This window comes from Haematomicrobium sanguinis DSM 21259 (genome assembly GCF_000688395.1).
In the GTDB taxonomy this organism is placed as follows: domain Bacteria; phylum Actinomycetota; class Actinomycetes; order Actinomycetales; family Micrococcaceae; genus Haematomicrobium; species Haematomicrobium sanguinis.
Window position 1 is genome coordinate 134410 of the sequence record NZ_JIAG01000005.1, and the last position, 18100, is coordinate 152509.

General features: G+C 60.9%; 17 protein-coding genes. 7 read left to right on the plus strand and 10 right to left on the minus strand.

Annotated features, from left to right (window positions below):
* Window positions 1–195 precede the first annotated feature (195 nt).
* Window positions 196–870: a metal-dependent transcriptional regulator gene (locus O148_RS0106125; RefSeq protein WP_026530207.1), complete on the plus strand. Its 675-nt coding sequence runs from the start codon at window positions 196–198 to the stop codon at window positions 868–870.
* Window positions 871–1165: 295 nt separating this feature from the next.
* Here O148_RS0106125 and O148_RS15165 read toward each other — a convergent pair whose 3' ends face one another.
* On the minus strand, window positions 1166–2449 hold the full coding sequence (locus tag O148_RS15165) for an Nramp family divalent metal transporter (protein ID WP_075204297.1): 1284 nt from the start codon (window positions 2447–2449) through the stop codon (window positions 1166–1168).
* Between the two features lie 164 nt (window positions 2450–2613).
* On the opposite strand from O148_RS15165, the gene O148_RS0106135 reads away from it, so the two are divergent.
* Entirely contained in the window at window positions 2614–3375 is a 762-nt protein-coding gene (locus O148_RS0106135) for a MerR family transcriptional regulator (RefSeq protein ID WP_026530208.1), read from the plus strand.
* Here the strand turns inward: O148_RS0106135 and O148_RS0106140 are convergent.
* A complete protein-coding gene (locus tag O148_RS0106140) occupies window positions 3372–3869 on the minus strand; it encodes a GNAT family N-acetyltransferase (protein ID WP_026530209.1) in 498 nt (165 codons plus the stop codon). The genes O148_RS0106135 and O148_RS0106140 overlap by 4 nt on opposite strands.
* A 35-nt stretch (window positions 3870–3904) precedes the next feature.
* On the opposite strand from O148_RS0106140, the gene O148_RS0106145 reads away from it, so the two are divergent.
* Both O148_RS0106145 and O148_RS0106150 read left to right on the plus strand, forming a co-directional pair.
* Window positions 3905–5398 carry a S10 family peptidase gene (locus O148_RS0106145; protein ID WP_026530210.1) on the plus strand — a complete coding sequence of 498 codons (1494 nt, stop codon included), beginning with the start codon at window positions 3905–3907 and terminating at the stop codon, window positions 5396–5398.
* Window positions 5398–6174: an alanine--tRNA ligase-related protein gene (locus O148_RS0106150; RefSeq protein ID WP_026530211.1), complete on the plus strand. Its 777-nt coding sequence runs from the start codon at window positions 5398–5400 to the stop codon at window positions 6172–6174. Before O148_RS0106145 ends, O148_RS0106150 begins: the two co-directional genes overlap by 1 nt.
* 112 nt (window positions 6175–6286) lie before the next feature.
* Here the strand turns inward: O148_RS0106150 and O148_RS0106155 are convergent, their stop codons facing one another.
* The 6 genes from O148_RS0106155 to O148_RS0106180 form a co-directional block, all read right to left on the minus strand.
* Complete coding sequence (locus tag O148_RS0106155; RefSeq protein WP_026530212.1) at window positions 6287–7537, minus strand: MFS transporter; 1251 nt, start codon at window positions 7535–7537, stop codon at window positions 6287–6289.
* A 24-nt stretch (window positions 7538–7561) separates the two neighbouring features.
* Entirely contained in the window at window positions 7562–8362 is an 801-nt protein-coding gene (locus O148_RS0106160; protein ID WP_026530213.1) for an SGNH/GDSL hydrolase family protein, read from the minus strand.
* 116 nt (window positions 8363–8478) lie between these two features.
* The gene (locus tag O148_RS0106165; RefSeq protein WP_026530214.1) at window positions 8479–9324 is read right to left on the minus strand and encodes an HpcH/HpaI aldolase/citrate lyase family protein; all 846 of its coding nucleotides are present in this window, start codon (window positions 9322–9324) and stop codon (window positions 8479–8481) included.
* A 9-nt stretch (window positions 9325–9333) separates the two neighbouring features.
* Complete coding sequence (locus tag O148_RS0106170; RefSeq protein WP_240470807.1) at window positions 9334–10302, minus strand: cytochrome c oxidase assembly protein; 969 nt, start codon at window positions 10300–10302, stop codon at window positions 9334–9336.
* 116 nt (window positions 10303–10418) lie between these two features.
* Window positions 10419–11591, minus strand: a complete 1173-nt coding sequence (locus O148_RS0106175) for a VanZ family protein (RefSeq protein WP_084157130.1) — start codon at window positions 11589–11591, stop codon at window positions 10419–10421.
* Window positions 11592–11609: 18 nt separating this feature from the next.
* Window positions 11610–12827, minus strand: a complete 1218-nt coding sequence (locus O148_RS0106180; RefSeq protein ID WP_026530217.1) for a PucR family transcriptional regulator — start codon at window positions 12825–12827, stop codon at window positions 11610–11612.
* Window positions 12828–13042: 215 nt separating this feature from the next.
* Here O148_RS0106180 and ald point away from each other — a divergent pair, with 215 nt between their 5' ends.
* The gene (ald, locus tag O148_RS0106185; RefSeq protein WP_026530218.1) at window positions 13043–14170 is read left to right on the plus strand and encodes an alanine dehydrogenase; all 1128 of its coding nucleotides are present in this window, start codon (window positions 13043–13045) and stop codon (window positions 14168–14170) included.
* Between the two features lie 57 nt (window positions 14171–14227).
* Here the strand turns inward: ald and O148_RS0106190 are convergent, their stop codons facing one another.
* On the minus strand, window positions 14228–14824 hold the full coding sequence (locus O148_RS0106190) for a TetR/AcrR family transcriptional regulator (RefSeq protein ID WP_026530219.1): 597 nt from the start codon (window positions 14822–14824) through the stop codon (window positions 14228–14230).
* A gap of 119 nt (window positions 14825–14943) precedes the next feature.
* Between O148_RS0106190 and O148_RS0106195 the strand changes: the two genes are divergently transcribed.
* A complete protein-coding gene (locus tag O148_RS0106195) occupies window positions 14944–15504 on the plus strand; it encodes an NAD(P)H-dependent oxidoreductase (protein ID WP_026530220.1) in 561 nt (186 codons plus the stop codon).
* A gap of 80 nt (window positions 15505–15584) precedes the next feature.
* On the opposite strand, the gene O148_RS0106200 is transcribed toward O148_RS0106195, so the two are convergent.
* Window positions 15585–16481, minus strand: a complete 897-nt coding sequence (locus tag O148_RS0106200) for a lantibiotic dehydratase C-terminal domain-containing protein (protein WP_026530221.1) — start codon at window positions 16479–16481, stop codon at window positions 15585–15587.
* Between the two features lie 553 nt (window positions 16482–17034).
* Here O148_RS0106200 and O148_RS17540 point away from each other — a divergent pair.
* Window positions 17035–18081, plus strand: coding sequence for a LuxR C-terminal-related transcriptional regulator (locus O148_RS17540; RefSeq protein WP_084157134.1), 1047 nt, complete (start codon window positions 17035–17037; stop codon window positions 18079–18081).
* Window positions 18082–18100 lie beyond the last annotated feature (19 nt).

Consider the following 18100-nt stretch of genomic DNA (forward strand, 5'->3'; position numbering starts at 1 on the left):
CACAGCGACGATTTTGCTCAGCCTAAAGTGACCCAGCTCACAATGTCAATCGTTTGCCAACGTTTGCCATAAATCGTGGCCAAATTGTGGTTCTGAAAATAACGACCCACGTCAGCCCGGCAATGGGCGATTTCATGCGAATGATTCTGAAAATCAATCGCAACTACTGACGGGTACTCCCTTACACTTGTCTGCGTGTCAGTTAGCGAACTCTCCCCCAGCACGCAGAACTACTTGAAGGTGATCCAAAACGCCTCCGAATGGTCCAATGATCCGATCACTACCACTGAACTCGCCTCTCGGCTGGGGCTCAAAACGTCCACCGTGTCCGATGGACTTCGCAAACTTGCCGCGCAAAATCTGGTAGCGCACGCGCCCTACGGCACCATCGAGCTCACCGACAAGGGCCGCAATTACGCGCTCGGCATGATACGCCGCCACCGCCTCATAGAGTCTTTTCTCGTCTCGGTGCTCGGCTACGGCTGGGAAGAGGTGCATGACGAGGCCGACAACCTCGAACACGCCGTCTCCGACTTCATGGTCGATCGCATCGACGCGCTTCTTGAGCATCCCACTAGAGACCCGCACGGCGACCCGATTCCGGATGCCAAGGGCAAGGTGGCGCCCTGCGAAATGCGCCTCTTGGAAGCGGCCACGCCGGACTCGCGCGTCCGGGTGGAGCGCGTGAATGACGCCGATCCCCAACTCCTGACCTACCTCGCCACCGCAGGGATCACCGTGGGGAGCGAAATCAATGTCTCCGGGCGCGACCGTTTCGCCGAAACTCTGGAAATCACCTCGCCCACCGGCAAAGCGATCAACCTCGGTCCGCGCGCCGTGTCCGCCATCCGCGTCAGCGCCCCCCTCTAACCCCCTCGACTGTGTAGCAGTTAATGCCCATGTTTGTGCGTGGAATGGGCATTAACTGCTACATAGATGCGGGGCGGGGAGGTGACGGAAAGGTTAAGTCCGCAGGTTTTCCCACTGAAGCACGACGGCGATGCCTTGCCTTCTTAAGGTGAGTCACCGCCGTCGTACCTCACCAAAGCCAGCCCCGCACCCTCCGCACCTTTTTTGCCCTGGCGCCACCGCCGTTAGACACGTGTGCACCTAATTGGGTGAGAATTACGTGCACACGAGTCTAACGGCGAGCGCGAACACCTTCTCAGGCCGCGTCTGCGAGGAAACCCGCTGTGAGGGCTAGGAGCACCGCGTTGAGCGCGACGATCAGCAGGGCGCTTGTCCATCCGAGGACGCGCACCGCGATGCCGTCGGCGTGTTGTCCCATGAGTTTTCGGTCGCCGGTGAGCCGCAGGAGCGGAATGAGAGCAAACGGGATGCCGAAACTCAGCACCACTTGACTCAACACGAGGGCGAGCGTCGGGTTGAACCCTACTCCCAGGATGACGAGTGCAGGAATGAGCGTCACGGCGCGGCGGGCGATGAGTGGGACGCGGATACGGAGCAAGCCGGACATAATCGTGGATCCCGCATAGGCGCCGACCGAAGTGGACGCGAGGCCGGAGGCGAGCAGTCCGAGGCCGAAGAGCACGCCGATGACGGGACCGAAGGTGTCCGCGATGGCCGCGTGCGCGCCCTCGATGGTGTCGGTGTCGGCGCGGCCGGGGAGGCTGGTTGCGGCGACGAGGAGCAGGCCGATATTGATGGTGCCGGCGATGACCAGCGCGATGATGACGTCGATGCGGGTGTGGCGCAGGAGTTGATCGCGCACCTGTCGCGGGGGCGCGCCAAACCGGTCGAGGACGAGTTGGGAATGGATGTAAATCGCGTGCGGCATGACGGTTGCGCCGATCATCGAACACGCCAGCAGGATGGATTCGGTTCCGTCAAAACGCGGCAGGAGGCCGCCGAGCATGGCGCCGCCGTTGGGCGGCTGGATGAATAGTGCGGAGAGGAAGCCGATCAGAATGACGGCCAACAGCGCAATGATGACACCTTCAAAACGGCGCTGCTGATGGCGAGACTGAAGCAGCAGCAAAGCCAGCGAGACGGCACCGACGATGATGCCGCCGAGAACGAGGGGCAGCCCGAAGAGGATCTTGAGGGCCAGCGCGCCGCCGATCACTTCGGCGATATCGGTCGCGGCGGCGACGAGTTCGGCCTGCAGCCAGTATGCCCTGCGGGTTGTCGGTCGGGTGCGCTCGCCGACAAGTCGGGGCAGGCTGCGCCCGGTCACGAGTCCGAGCTTCGCGGATTGGTACTGGATGAGCATGGCCATGAGGTTCGCGAGGACGAGCACCCAGAGGAGCAGATAGCCAAACTGGGCGCCGGCGGAGAGATTCGCGGCGACGTTTCCCGGGTCCACGTAGGCGATAGCGGCGATGAATGCGGGCCCGAGTGCGAGCAACCAGCGGGGGGATCTGGCCGGTTGGTGCCGGGGTCGGCGCCGCGTCCGGTGCCGGGCTTGAGCGCGGTCGCGAGTCTTCACGAGATCAGTATTATTACGCACTTTCGATCATTCAAGTTCGCTTGTCCAAACAATTGCATCCTGGAGTCCTGAGATTAGCGTTCCCCACCAGGGCTTGCACTTGACGCAACGTCAAGCTCTATCGTGGACTGTGTTCCAAACAGTGAGGGATCGAGGTGTACCGCGTGGACATTTTGAGCATTCAGGAAGTGACCCGGGTGACCGGTGTGACGAGTCGAACCCTGAGGCATTATGACCAGATCGGCCTGTTGCCGCCGCTCGAGGTCGGTCACGGTGGGGTGCGCTACTACGGGCAGTCGGAATTGGTGCGGCTGCAACGCATCCTGCTGTTGCGGGACTTGGGGTTGAGCCTGGAGGCGATTCGTCAGGTCCTCGAGAGTCGCGTGGATGAACCCTCGGCCTTGCGAGCGCACCTGCACTACCTGCGGGCGGAACAAGCGCGGCTCGGCAAACAGATTGCCAGCGTGCAGAAAACCATCACGGCTTTAGAAAAGGAGGAACTCATGATGGCACAGGATATGTTTGACGGCTTTAACCACACACAATACAAGGACGAGGTGGAGCAGCGATGGGGCAAGCAAGCCTACGCAGACTCGGACAACTGGTGGCGCTCGATGAGTGCTGAAGAGCAGGCGGCGTTCAAGAAGCGCGTTGCCGATCTCAGCGGCGAGTGGGAGCGCGCCGCCGCGGATGGCGAAGACCCTACGGGCGAGCACGCGCAGGACTTGGCCCGCCGCCACGTCCAATGGCTCTCTGGGGTACCGGGCACACCCGGCGCTGGCGCAAACACCCCGGATAGGGACTACATCTTGGGACTTGCGGACATGTACGTCGCGGATGAGCGCTTTGCCGCCAACTACGGAGGCATCACCGGCGCCGAGTATGTCCGGGATGCGCTACGCGAATACGTGAAGAACAGTCTCTAGCGTTCCTTGCTCATGAGGTTTAGCGCCGTGGAATAGCCGTTTCGTTCATAGAATGGGACGGCTTTTTCTCGTGGATGCAAGATCGTGCGCGTGACGCCCACGCTTTCGAGGTAACGATCGGCCGCCGCCAGCACATCAGCGCCCACTCCCGCATTGCGGTATTCGGGACTGACGTACAAGGAATTGATGTACGCGTTTCCCGTCGGCGCCAGTACCCCGGGACGCGGCGGGCGGGTCATGACTCGGGCGATCACCATGCCGACGGCGCGATCCCCGCCGCGGTTCATCGCCAGAAAGCCCACCGTGTAGTTCTCCACCTCGTTCCACCACTGCAAAAATCGGTCAGCGTAATCCGCGAAGCCCTCAGCATCCACCGCATCGCCAGGCGACGCATCCGCACGCGGATCGTTGCCAGTCTGATCGCTCTGCCATTCCCAGCGCAACCGTGCCAGTTCGCGAACCTGCTCTTCAGTCACAATCTGCACCACATCCATACCCGCCACGCTACCGCGCGCGATAGGGTCAACATATGACTGACACCACTCCCCCTACCAAGGATGCCGCGACCGAACCGGAAACCACTGAACCGCCGAAAGTCAGTGACGACTTTGTGCACCGCACCCACACCCACAAGCCGTCCGGGCTCGAATACACCACCACTACTGGGCGTCTGGTCATTCGTCACGAAGGCATCAAAGACGGCAACGTTGAGGCCGTCAAGCCCAAGGCCGAAATTTTCATTACCGCATACACCGCCAACCTCCCGGAAGGAACCAACCCGGCAAGCCGCCCGGTTACCTTCGCGTTCAACGGCGGCCCGGGTTCCGCCTCGCTGTGGCTCCACCTGGGGCTGCTCGGCCCGCGCCGAGTCGACTCGGGCGATGTCGGCGCCCTCACCCCGCCGCCCTTTGGCATTACAGACAACGTCGAGACGCTCCTCAAACACTCCGACCTTGTCATGATTGACCCGGTCAACACCGGTTACTCGCGTGTTGTCGAGGGCGGGAAGGCAGACGAATTCCACGCCTTCGTCGAAGACCGCGACCTCGTCGCCGAAGTCATCCGCCTCTGGACCACCCGCAACAATCACTGGCTCTCCCCGAAATACCTCGTCGGCGAATCCTACGGAACCTTGCGCGCGGTGGCGGTCGCCGGTCGGCTCTTCGACGCCTACGGCATGGCCGTCAACGGTCTCGGGTTGATCTCCTCGGTCCTGAACCTGAGCACGGTCAGCTTCCCGCACGGCGCCAATGACGCCTACCCGTTGCACCTCCCCACGTACGCGGCGATCGCCCACTACCACGGCCTCCTCCCCGACAAGACTCTCGAGGAAGCGGTCCGGGATGCCGAAGAGTTTGCCCGCAAGGATTTCACCCTGGCACTTGCCGAAGGCAACCGTTTGGCACCCGAGGCGATGAACGCCGTCGTGCTTAAAATTGCCGAGCTGACCGCACTTAGCCCGGAATTCATCCGGCGCAAGAACCTCCGCTGGACCTACATCGAGTTTGCGCACGAACTGCTGCGCGAGAAGGGGCTCATGGTCGGGCGGATTGACGGGCGGTTTAGTTTTCAGCCGAGCGATCTGCAGGCCTCGGACGCGTACGAGGACCCGTCGATTGACGCGATCACGGGGCCGTATGCGGCGGCGATCAATCACTATATTCGCAGCGAGCTCGGCTATGAGAATGACCTGCCCTATGAGGTGCTCTCCGGGCGCGTGCAACCGTGGAGTTACCGCACGTTTGAGGGCGAGCCGATCGATGTCTCGCGGACCTTGGAACGGCTCATGGTGCGCAATCCGCACCTTCGCGTGCACGTAGATTATGGCTATTACGACGGCGCCACTCCCCATTTCGCGGCAGAGTTCACTTTTGCGCAACTTCAGTTGAGCGAGGACGCGAAGGCCCGCTTTTCGCATCACTATCACGAGGCTGGGCACATGATGTATTTGTTGCCCGAGGCGCGTGAGGCCCAGTTGGCCGCGTTGGCAGATTTTGTGCGTGTGTCCGGAGGCGAGGCGTAATGGCGGAGGCGACCCGGCTGGAATATCTGGACGGCTTTGACCTGGTTTCGGGGTCGGCCTCGGTGGTGTCTGTGAGCGCGGCCGAGGGGGAGGACGGGTTGCTCGACGTGGTGCTGGATTCGACAGTTTTTTATCCGCGCGGCGGCGGGCAAGACTGGGATTTGGGGGTAATTCGCTCTGGCGCCACCGAGTTTATTGTTGAGTCGGTGACGCTCGATGACGGCGGTGTGGCGCATCACTACGGGAGATTTGGCGGCGGGGCGCCGGAAACGGCGGATTTTGGTGCCGGCGCCGAGGTGTCGCTCGAGGTGGATCGGCCGCGACGCAACGCGAACACCCGATTGCACTCGGCAGGTCACATTATTGACCGGGCAGTGGAGAACTTAGGGCTGGATTGGGTTCCCGGGCGTGCCGGACACTACCCGCATATGTCTTTTGTGGAATATGCCGTGCAACTGGATCCGGAGGAGACGGAGAAGTATCGCGAACTCCTCGAAGCAGAGGCGAATGCCATCATCACGGTGGGGAGCGAGAACACCGTGCGGTTCATGCCAGCCGAGGAACTCTCGACGGTGGTCAAGCACGTTCCGGACAACCTGCCGACCAACAAGCCGACCCGCTTGGTCATGTACGGCACGGATTTCGGTATCCCCTGCGGCGGGACGCACGTGAAGGATGTCAGTGAGATCGGCGGCATGCTGATCACCAAGATCAAGTCGAAAAAGGGCGTCACCAAGGTTTCATATGCCGTACTCGGGATAAACGCCCCCGCCTAATTTCCCATCTATGTAGCGCGACACGCCGAGGAAACCGGGGTTTCCTCGGCGTGTCGCGCTACATAGACGAGGGGGCGGGGGGAGGTATGCGGCGAGGGGCATATACGCGTGACTACCGCACGCCCTTGATCCGCGTGACAAAGACCGCCCCAATTACCGCTGCGATCGCCCCGAAAACAAACAGTCCCGAGTACCCGAAAACGCTCGTCGTCACAAAACCAGCCACCACGGGTGCAATCACTTGCGGCAGCGAGGCCGCAACGTTGATGACACCCAGGTCCTTGCCTCGATCCGCACTCGAGGGCAGCACTTCGGTCAACAGCGCAAAGTCCACCGCCAAGAACGTGCCGAATCCTGCACCCAGAATGGGCGCCGCAATAAGCGCGCCGGTCCAGTCCTGCGTAAACAGCACAATCATGAACGCCACGCACACCACCGCAGCGGCCGCAATCACAAACACCTTGCGCCGCCCCACGCGGTCGCTCAAGAATCCGCCCACCACCGAAAAAAGCACCACAGAAAGCGCATATTCCACGGTCAGAATGAATACGCCGCCCGCCGGGTCCGGGTATTTCACGCGGTCGGACAGGAAGAAGAACATGTAGTTCGTGAAGGAGAACACGCCAAGGTTCACCATGAATCGGGTAAACCACGCCCAGGCGAAATCCGGGTGTTTCCGCGGCGAGATCCAAAACGAGCGCAGAAACGGCAACCACTCGAACCGTGACACCGAACCAGGCGCAATCACCACATCCTGACGGCGCAAAACAAACCACGACATGCAGGCCGCGAGCGCCACCGCCGCAACCACATACCCCACCGCATACCCGGAAACCACGGCCCCGATCAACGCGCCCAACATGATTCCCACGGTCTGCCCCATCGCGAACAGCCCACTCACCGACCCGCGCTGCGAACTCGGAACCTGATCCGGAATCGCGGCACTAAGCGCCGCCAGCGCCGCATTCGCCCCGGTCTGCACCAAACACCACGCGGCCACCATGACAAAAACGCCCGGCGCCCCGGACAAGACCAGCAACGCCACCACGGCCAGTAGCGTCCCGCCCACAATCCACGGCAGGCGGCGCCCAAAGCGCGAGGCCGTCCGGTCTGACAGCGCTCCGAAAATCGGCGTCACCACGAGGGAGACGATCGCCCCGGTGGTCAAAGCCAGAGACAGCACCGCCTCTTTATTAGCGGGATCAAACGCTTCGGCCTGTTGCGGCAGGAACACCTGAATAGCAGAGAAGAACGCGATATTAATGCCCATATTGGCGAGCACCAGCGAAGAAATCCATGCTGGCTTAGCCCGCTCAGTTGGCTCGTTTGACGCGGAAGGAGGCAACGCCGTCGTGCTTTCCATGCTTTTGATCCTAGACCGCGGCACTCACTTTCGCGCCACACGGCGCCGCGCCATCTTTTTCATGCCGTCGGCCGGGCGGATCGGTTCCGGCCATTTGGCTTCGAGCGCGTCGCCGAGCGTCACGCCGCGCAGTCGGCGTCCAAACATCGGGAGCACCCATTCGCCGAGCCACTCGCGTTCGCGGCGTACCCACGCGCGCATGCCGGGCGGCGCCGGGTCCGGGACGGCTGGAGGCGAAATCGTGTGCGGCACGCCGATGTGCGCAAGGACATGCGCGGCGAGGACGCGATGCCCGGCGCTGGACATGTGCAGGCGGTCGACGTCCCACAGTCTGCGGTCGTGAAATTCCTCGAAGCACCAATAGTCGATGACTTCGGCGCCCTCTTCGATCGCGATGCGCCGCACATTCGCGTTGTAAACCCAGTTGCGGCGCTTGAGCGGTTCCAGCGCGGGGTGGAGCGGTACGTCGAACCCGGTGAAAAGCAGGACGCGCGCGCCGGTTGATCGTAGCGTCCGCACCATGCTTTGGTACCCGGCCATCAGGGTGTCCATATTGTTGCGGACCTCGAGGATGTCGTTGCCGCCCGCGTACAGCGTGACGAGCGTGGGGTTCATGGCGATGGCCGCCTCGAGCTGTTCATCGCGGATTTGCGCGAGCCGTTTCGAACGTATAGCCAAATTGGCATATTCGATGGTGGGGTCGTTTTTGGACAGCTGTTTTGCGACGCGATCGGCCCACCCGCGCACCCCGTTCGGGAACCGCGGATTCCAATCGCCGACCCCCTCCGTGAAGGAATCCCCCAGCGCTACATAGCGTTCCGGCACACGCCCACGGTAGACGGGGCAAGTAAACGCCCGGTGAACCGGAGCGGCTCGCGTTACTGAAGCACGACGGCGCGTCCCCGACTTCCGCGCCACGCCTCACCGCGGGCTCGGGCTACTTAGGCGTTCCAGAGACCGTACGAATCGGCGAGTTCGGAGATCTTTTGGGCTCGGGCCAGACGCGGCAAGTACGAGCCGTCACCGACAACGGCACCCGCGGCGTGTGCGTCAAGCAGGTCATGCGCCCAGGTGATTTCGTCTTCGCTGGGAGCGAGTGCCTTATTGATGGTGTCGGTTTGGGCGGGGTTGAGCGTGAGCTTCCCGGTCATCCCCATGGAACTTGTGACCTTGCACGCGTCAATGAGCGCTTGGCCCTCGGCGCCAACGGCCGGGCCGTCAATGGGACCCGGCAACCGTCCCACGCGCGAAGCCACCACGAGCTTCGAACGGGCGTAGGCGAGTGCCATCGGGTCATCCGAGGCGCCGGTGTCGCGGCGGAAATCGCCAATGCCGAAAGCCAGGCGGAAGGTCCCGGGCGCGCACGCAATGTCGGTGGCATTTTCGATCCCCGCGGCCGACTCGATCAGCGCCAGCACCGGCGTACCGGCTTGTAGCCGCATCGCGGTGTAGGTGACTTGCTCCGGTTTTTCCGTCATGGCCAGAATGACTCCGCGGAGCCCGGGCGCCTTGGACAGCGCCGCTAAATCATCGGCCCAGTACTCGGTATCGATGCCGTTCACGCGTACCCATGCGGTCATGCCATTGGACAGTGCGTCCACCACGCGCTCGCGTGCCGCCGCCTTACCCTCGGCCGGCACCGCATCCTCAATGTCAAAGGCCACCGAGTCCGCTTCGGAGGCGAGCGCCGGCGCGAAATTCGCCTCATTCGCCGCGGACGCCAAGAGCCAGGATCGGGACAGTTTTGCAGGCAGTGCGGCGGCGCGGGTATTCCGGAAAGGAGGCATAGTCAAACCCTACCTGCGATCCAGTCCGCTCAGGTATTTGTTGTAGTCATCAAGCTCAACGTCGCTTCGCCCGGACCGATCGCGCGCCCGGGTCGACCGCGTTTCCTCCCGCCGCCAACGCACCAGCACATACATCAACATGAGCACGCTAGGCAGTTCGCCGTAGGACCACGCGAGCCCGCCGGCCAAGTATTGGTCGCCCATGACGTTCACGCCCCACTCCGCGGGAGGCGTGGCGAACCACGAAACCAGCGGCAGCGTCGCCATCATGACAACCACGCCAAAGAACGCATGGAGCGGCATCTCCAAAAACATGTCGATGAATCGACCGAAATGACCCTGTTTTCGCGGTAGCGGATCGTGCGAAAGGATCGGGATCGTGAACAGGATCCCGGCAATGAGGAACAGCACCTCGAGGGAAATGTGCCCGTACCAGTTCCACAAGAATTGGTCGGCGAGCGTGCTCAAGTACAGCCCGTAAAACGAAACCAAGAACAGCGGAATCATAAACGCCGGGTGCAGGAGGAACCGCCCGAACGGCGAGCGCAGCCCCCACACCGCGCCCCGCAGCACCGGCACCCCCAGACCGCGATGCGGTGTGGCCCGCAGCAGCAGTGTCCCCGGCGAGCCCATCACCAGCAGCGGCGGCACCGCCATCATGAGCGTGAGTTGCTGAAACATGAAAACCGAGAACATCTTGTACCCATAGCCCTCGACCTGAAACCCCATCACCACAATGAGGATCACGCACCCGGCCAGGAAGGACACGGTGCGCCATTTCGGCCAACCGCGCCCGCTGCGCCACAGTCGAATCGCCCCGGCGAGGTAGAAAATGCCCATGAGCGCGGCGATCACCGGGATGACCGGGATCGGCTGGAATGCGGGTACTAAGAAGTTGAAGAACGACGGCGCGTCCCCCGGTAACCACGCGGGTCCAGGAAAATCAGCGGTCGCCAGGGCGGTTTGGGTAAAGCTCACCCCTCTATTAAGTCACATATTTGTATATCCCAATACTTCCCCGCAAATTTCATGGCTTCCCGTGCGTTTCATGGCCTCCCAACGGCATGAAAGGTGAGTTAGGCCATGAAAATTGCCTAGGGGGAGCGGGGGTCGGCTAGGTCGCTACCGGTAAGCAGACCCCCGAGTCCACGCTTGTCCCGGGTGAACGGGACGCACAACACCGACAGCGCCACGAGGACCGCCTGCAACCCGACCAATCCCAGAGAAACAAAGGAGAGCGTCTGCGAATTTTCCGGCGCGAGTACGGCAATCGCCCCCAACAAGGCCATAAAGAGGCCACCGCTAAACGTCGCCCTCAGGAGCCGTTGCCACAAACTCCCGCGCCGCGGCGACCCGTCGGCGCCGCGCCACACCGGCTCCAACCACACTGCTCGCTTGCCCAAGGACGCCCCAGAGCCAAACAGCGCCGGAAGATAGAAAACCACCAGCGCCGCAACTCCGAGCGACACCAGGTTCTGTGCCCGCCCATCGGCTTCCCAGGGCAAATAGTTCACGGGCGATTGGGCCACTGAATCCGCGTACGCCCCCACGTCGCGCGCAATGTTCCACGTCACGACCACAGTGGTCGTGACGATCCCCAACAAAATCCAGTCCACCAATTGCCCAAACCATCGCCGCAGCGCGGTGATCTGCCGGGGCACATGCCGCTGGTCGGCCAGTTCGTCATGCGAGGGCATCCAGTGCAGAACCAGTGGAGCCAGGGCCACTCCAATCACCGTGCCGAGCGAGTTTGTGATGACGTCATCGACATCGGCGACCCGCCACGCACACGGGAACAGACCCCAAAACCCGGTGTATTGCGTTGTCTCAATGAGCACCGACGTCAATACTCCCAGCAGAATTGCGAGCGCCCAGTGGATCTTCAAGTACCCTCGCGCCAGCACACCAAAGGGTATAAACAGCAGAACATTGAACAGCACCTGCAAAACCGTGAAGGTCTGCAAACTCTGGCGCCACCCCATGCCAGCGGTGGCCTGCCGAATCTCATCCAGCGAGTGGAAGGGCTGCGTGAATACCGCCTTCGGGTGCGCAGCGCACCAGGCCGCATCGATATCCGGCACGGGAAGCATCGTGAAAACGAACAACGCCACGCCGTAGACAGCCACCGCACCGGCACCCAGCACGCGCGCGAAAGATAGACCGCCAAAACGTCGATACTGAATGATCAAAATCGGAATCAGAAGCGCCAGGAAGAGCGCGAGGCCAATCAGCAAGGAGGACTGCGTTTGCCACGTCCAAGTCCTCATCGGCTCCCCCTTTCGCCCCTACAATCTGGGCCGCTTAGCCCATCGGTCCATTTTTAGCGCAAGATGCAACTCTAACCGAGTCTGCCCGCGCATGGGGTCAAACCCGAGTAGTTTACGGACACGCTCCAATTTGTTGTACACACTGGACCGATGTTGGTGCAGGGCCTTAGCGACTTCGGCAACCGAACCATCGCGCTCATACATGATTTCCAGCATGGTCCGTAGCGACTCGTCCCAGTCGTACCGACTGAGCTTTTCGTAGATGATGGACGCAGTGGGCGCGTACTCGGCACGAGAAAGCGCCGGATATATGCCAGTATTTGCATATTCAATCGTGCGGTTTGTGGCGTGCAAATGAGGGTCGACGGCGGCGGCTTGCGTTGCGATCACGGCCTCACCATAGCGTGTGGGCATCTCACGCAGTTCGCGGCCTGGGGTGCTCGCACCAAAGGACGTTTCGCCACCGTCGATGCCCGCGTTCTCGCGCATATGGCGGGCGATTCGCCGATGCAAATCTTGGAGATCATCGCCCACGACGTTGCCCTTCAGCAGAAGCGTGGCATGCGTCGGATGACCGGCGCTGAAGGCGACGCGATCGTCGCCAACTGTCGCCTTGAGTGCGGCCAGACTATAGGCGTGCATGCGGTCCGCGGAACTTGCGCGCGGCCCCCGGGTCACCTCTCGTTCGTGAAATATGCCAATTGAGTAATACTCGAGGTCTTCGAAGGCTTCCCACCCGACAACGTATTCCAGAGCCGCCTTGTTTCCGGCGAGAGCTTGCGCAAACGCGTCCTCGCGTTCGCGGCGGAATGCCGACTCAGCCGTCGTGCCGCCCAAAAGATATTCGGCAAGTTCATCGGTGAGTTCCCTGATCGCAGGCAATTTTGCGACGATGGCGCCTCCGTTACGGTCATCGGGACGCTCCTGAACCCACATATATCCGACGCGGAATCCACGCACCAGCAGCGGCAGACAGACCCGGCCGCGCATTCCCAATTCCACGTTCGCCGGGATCTGCACCGGGGTCACCGCAGTGGAAATTCCGTGGGAATTCTGCCAAGAGCGCACCTCATCGCTAACGACTTTGGTGAGGAGAAACTGGGTACGAACCCGGTCTGTGGGATCCTGGTGCGAGCTATAGGCGATCAAATGACCATCCAGATCTTCCACCGAGATGGCGCGCTCGACGTACTCTGCAATGGTCTCCACAAGCTGGTCGACGCCTTTTTCAATCACGCACCAATCGTAGTCGCGATTCGACATTGGTCGACAATTCGCACAGCCCACCTCGACATTTGTTCACACGGTGCGCGCGGAGGCGCCATGGCGACCCGCGCAAAACCGCGAGTTCGGCGCTATGGCGAGCATCGCCGTCGTAATTCAGCCCCGGAACCGGCCGAAAACTGGGCCTACGCTGGGATCAAAGCGAGCCCCCTACCCGAGGAGTCATCATGATTGTTGGCGTGCCCACCGAAATTAAGAACAACGAGTTTCGCGTCGCGATCACCGCATCCGGCGTGCTGGAACTAGTGAGCCACGGACACCAGGTATTGGTGCAGTCCGGCGCGGGCAAAGGTTCAGGCATTTCCGATGAGGAATACGCTGCCGCCGGCGCGGAAATTGTGAGCGCGGCGTCCGAGGTGTGGAACCGCAGCGAGATGGTGATGAAGGTGAAGGAGCCGATCGCCAGCGAGTACGGATATTTTCGCGAGGGCCTGATCCTCTTCACGTATTTGCACCTGGCGCCGGAGCCAGAGTTGACCAAGGCGCTTGTCGATGCGGGCGTGACCGCGATCGCGTATGAAACCGTTCAGGACGGGCGTAAGCTGCCGCTGCTGGCACCCATGAGCGAGGTGGCCGGTCGCCTGTCGGTGCAGGTTGGCGCACAATGCCTGACCGCTGTGGGGATGCGCGGCGAACACGCGGGACGCGGTGTCCTGCTCGGCGGCGTGCCGGGTGTACGCCCGGCGAACGTTGTGGTGCTGGGTGCCGGTGTGGCGGGAACGAATGCCGCCGAAATGGCGATGGGCCTCGGCGCGGACGTCTCGATTTTGGACATTAATATTGATCGCCTCCGCGAACTCGATGCGCTGTACCACGGCCGCATCAAGACCATTGCGTCCAACAAGCTTGAGGTGGAGCGCGCCTGCATTAACGCGGACCTGGTGATCGGTTCCGTGCTGATTCCGGGGGCGAAGGCGCCCAAGCTCGTGTCGAATGAATTGGTCGCGAAGATGAAGCCGGGTAGCGTGCTCGTGGACATCGCGGTGGATCAGGGCGGCTGCTTTGAGGACTCGCACCCGACCACCCACGAGAATCCGACCTTTATGGTGCACCAGTCGGTGTTCTACTGCGTGGCGAACATGCCGGGCGCGGTGCCGAACACCTCGACCTACGCGCTGACGAACGTGACCCTGCCGTACGCCTCGATGCTTGCCAACCGCGGTGTTGCAAGTGCGCTTGCCGTGAATCCGGCTCTCGCCGCCGGGCTCAATGTGGCCGGTGGAAAGGTCACCAACGCGTCCGTCGCCGTGGCGCATGGTTACGAGTTGTCGACCTGGAATTCTGTTGTCGCATAACTCGAAATGTAAAGACCGTGGCGAGGTGGCCCGTGGGGGTGCCGCCTCGCCACTTTTTTAGCCGAGCAATCCGTTGATGAGTTCCGTCCAGCCCGTTGCAAGGCGCTCGGGAGTGACGTCCAGGTCGGTCTGCATGACATCGAGACCGCCGGGGTTTAAGTACGCAAGCAAGGTGTAGATGGCAACCTCGGTGTCCCCAGTGAACCCCGCGTCTCGCAAGAGCATGGTCAGGTGCGTAGAAGTGAGTCGGCGTGCGGGGTGGGAGAAGTAGCCGCGAAATTGGCCGGCGGTGGCCGCAGCGAGCGGACCCAGGGAACGGTTGAACGCAATGTCTGCCGCACCGAAGGCGAGGAGGCGATCGCGGGCTGGCGCGCCCGGGCCCAACGGGGGCGGGCCGAACATGAAGTCATGCTGAAACTTCTGGGTACGGTAATCCAGTAGGGCATCGAGGACGCCCTGGCGGTTTTCGAAGCGGCGAAAGATGGTGCCCTTGCCAACCCGGGCGGCGCTCGCCAACTCATCCATGGAGAAGTTCACGTCACCGGTATCTTCAATGATTCTCCGCGCCGCGTTCAGGATCGCCTCGCGGTTACGCGCCGCGTCGGCACGCACGGCTCGCGGCGGATTAAGGAGCTCGTGTGGCGAAGGCGACATAGAAAGAGTGTAACCGGCTGAAATATAACCGGACTACAGTCCGTTTATAGGTTAGGCTCGTCGAGAGCTGGCTTTTCTCTCAGGAACTCACGCATGACCCCTCAGCAATAGGAGTAACCATGTCCACTCGCATTCTTGCCCTGGTTGGCAGCGTCCGCGCAGCTTCCACCAACCGCCAACTTGCCGAAGCGGCCAGGGATGTAGCTCCTGAGCACATTGAGGTTCTCACCTTTGACGGCCTGGCGGAGCTACCTTTTTATAACGAGGATCATGACAATGACGCCGAACGGCCCGAGGCGGCAAACCGGCTCCGTGCGGCCGCCAAGGACGCGGACGCGCTCCTCTTGATTACCCCCGAATACAACGGCACCATCCCCGCCGTGCTCAAAAATGCGATCGACTGGCTGTCCCGTCCCTTTGGTGCGGGGGCGATCAAGGGCAAGCCCGCCGCCGTCATCGGCACGTCGATGGGCCAATACGGCGGCGCCTGGGCGATCGCCGACGCGCATAAGTCGCTCAAAATTGCCGGCGCCTCGGTCATCGAGGATATTGACCTGAAGATTCCGGGCTCGGTGCGCCGTTTCGCCGAGGTGCACCCGCGCGAGGATGCTGAAATTGCTCAGCAGTTGCGCACTGCGCTTGAGGATTTGGCCGAGTTCAGTTCGGCGGCGCTCGTCTAACCTCCCTGCGGATCATCCCAGCAAACATGTAGCGGGGCCGACCACCGGTGTTGGTGATCGGCCCCGCTTCGTGTTTTTAGCTACTTGCCTGCAACAATCCGTTCCTGCTCCGGCCCCCACAGCTTCGCGTAGAGCCCCAAAATCGCTTCATCGGTAGTGTTGAAACCCAGTTTCCGCATCAGATGGTGGGCTTGTAAAACGGTCAAGTGTTGGGCCGGGCGGGAGACGTTCGCGCGGTCTGCGCGGTGCAGGTACATGTCGATCGCCATGCGCCAGCGCCTACGCCAATGCTTCACAGCCGCCTCCGCACCCGTGGCCATCATGACCGAGTGCATCAGCTGGCTCTTGCAACTCACTTGATTACTCAGCCCGTCGCGTAGATGGTGTGCGTTTTGCCCCCAGTACTGCGTACATGAGCGCAAATGCGAGTCCCAGTAAAAATCCCATGAAATACGACGGCGGTCCCTCCAACGCGCGGAATGCTTACCTTCACGCATGGTGTGGGCGGAATCAAACATGAGCAGGGCAGCGAGCGCCATCCGGTTTTGCCCGGGGGCAAAACGCTCGGTTGCCCAGGCGGCGAGTTCAGAGGCAACTTCAAAGACCTCGTGAGCAAGATCCAGTCCCTCTTGGCCGCCGAAAGCGGCCAGTTCCGCCTCGTGCTGGGGGTCCAATGCGGTGTCCCGCAGGTAGCCGCGGTCGGTCTTGAATTCGCGATGCGAGACCTTGATGATCCCAAATTCGTGACCCATGCGCAGTTGCAGGGCCGATTGCCGCGATTGCAGTTGAGAAATTGACGCCTTGGGCCCGAGGATGCGCATCCACACCTGGGAGCGCTTCGGGCTGTCGGTGCGTCCAAAGTACCAGCGTGCCACGCCGAGCTCTTGGGCGAAGGCCGACAGTGGGGTGACCAACTCCTTGATGATGCCGTCCGCTACATCAGGAGTATTGGAGTCAATATGGAGATGCCACCACAAAGGGCTATCTTGACTTCGTGAGGCGGGTCGAAGCGATGATAGCTGACTCAAAACATCTCCTGTCGATCCGTGGTCACCCCACCGACGATGGGGGTTCACTATATACTACGTTTTGGGGGTTGCTCTTAGCCCAGCAACCTGTTTTTGGGCGCACTGATCTACAACAAAAATTTGTTGTAGATCAGTGTGTGGGTAGTTGCTAGCGTTACGCTACAGTTGGCCAGTCATAGATGCCGCCACTGCGCAGAATCTGGCTGAAAGTTGCTTCCATGATTCTCAAACATCCTTGTTGTGGTGGTTACATTTGCTACAGAACGTGTGTCCTGTATGAACTAGATAACGCCACCGACTCGGCGCCTGTCCACTTGAATCGGTGTCATTTTTAGGCCAGTTGCAACTTTAGGTCAGTTTTCTTAGTTTGTGCACTCTGCACTCATTCAGCCGTACCCCCTAAATTCAAGCGGATGCACTACGATCGGGTGTGTTAATATGGGATCGGACACCGTGGCAAGTTTATGCCAATGTCCTAATTCGGAAGCGGAAAAATCCCGGCATGAGTCCAGAATCTAAGCAAGACCGAGCACCTCTCGCAGTCGATCCAGGAGCTATTTATCGATTTATCGCGGCGAATCGGTCCGCCCTTCCAGCCGAGATATCCGAATCCCTTGGTTTCTCTGAACGACGCCTCTCCCCGTCCATCGAATACCTTCTAGAGCACAACCTCATCGATCACGATCCAGAGTCGTCGGACCGGCTCATCGCGTACTCCCCGGAGACTGCGCGACTGCGAGCCACCGTCGCAACCGAACTCAAGCTCGCGGAAGCGCGTAGAGAGTTGTTGAATCTCAATGCCCAGTACTCTGCCATGGAAAATAGCTTTACCGAGATCTACCGCGAAGCTCATCAGGGAAGCGACCTCGAACATATTGAGTCAGGTCGATTTGTTCTTCCCGTGCTTCTCAACGAGGTGGCAAACGCAACAAACAGCGTACTGACGTATCAGACAGGTCCAGGGTCGACAGCTGACCGGCTCGAAGACACCATTCAAACAGATGAAGAGCTCAGGTCTCGCGGAGTTACCCGTAAGACTATTCTTCAGTCCGCGCGTAAATCACACGCTCCTACGCTTCGCATGGTCGACGCACTGAGTCCTCTTGGTTGCGAATTTCGCATGAACGATTCCATGCCGAATCGATTGGTCATCATTGACAACAAGGTTGCGATCATCGGCAATCGGGGTGAGGGAAGCGAGCACGGCAGCGGCACCATCATCCGCAACCCCGAATTAGTCGGCATGTTGTCTGATTATTTCTTGCAAGTGTGGGGCTCGTCCCCTGAATTTAGTACCGGGGACGCCGGTGAGAAGTCCACTCTGGGGGAACTGTCTCGTATCGAGCTCTCTGTGCTGGGACTACTTTCGGCAGGTAAGTCCGACGATACGATCGCGAGAACACTACAGATCAGCGTGCGAACCTGCCGCCGCTATGTGGCGAATATTTTGCAAGCGCTGGGCGCAGAATCGCGATTCCAAGCAGGTTTCAACGCGGCAAACTTTACGCCGGCGCGAGCTCAGGCCTCTAAGGGAAACAGGCGCGGCTAATCGCCAAAAGGTACTTCAT

Bases quoted from the DNA above. Each gene is read 5' to 3' on its own strand.
- O148_RS0106140 (WP_026530209.1), bottom strand. From the start codon at position 3,869: ATGGATGTGGTGCAGATTGTGACTGAAGAGCAGGTTCGCGAACTGGCA.
- O148_RS0106145 (WP_026530210.1), top strand. From the start codon at position 3,905: ATGACTGACACCACTCCCCCTACCAAGGATGCCGCGACCGAACCGGAA.
- O148_RS0106150 (WP_026530211.1), top strand. From the start codon at position 5,398: ATGGCGGAGGCGACCCGGCTGGAATATCTGGACGGCTTTGACCTGGTT.
- O148_RS0106155 (WP_026530212.1), bottom strand. From the start codon at position 7,537: ATGGAAAGCACGACGGCGTTGCCTCCTTCCGCGTCAAACGAGCCAACT.
- O148_RS0106165 (WP_026530214.1), bottom strand. From the start codon at position 9,324: ATGCCTCCTTTCCGGAATACCCGCGCCGCCGCACTGCCTGCAAAACTG.
- O148_RS0106175 (WP_084157130.1), bottom strand. From the start codon at position 11,591: ATGAGGACTTGGACGTGGCAAACGCAGTCCTCCTTGCTGATTGGCCTC.
- ald (WP_026530218.1), top strand. From the start codon at position 13,043: ATGATTGTTGGCGTGCCCACCGAAATTAAGAACAACGAGTTTCGCGTC.
- O148_RS0106190 (WP_026530219.1), bottom strand. From the start codon at position 14,824: ATGTCGCCTTCGCCACACGAGCTCCTTAATCCGCCGCGAGCCGTGCGT.
- O148_RS0106195 (WP_026530220.1), top strand. From the start codon at position 14,944: ATGTCCACTCGCATTCTTGCCCTGGTTGGCAGCGTCCGCGCAGCTTCC.
- O148_RS17540 (WP_084157134.1), top strand. From the start codon at position 17,035: ATGAGTCCAGAATCTAAGCAAGACCGAGCACCTCTCGCAGTCGATCCA.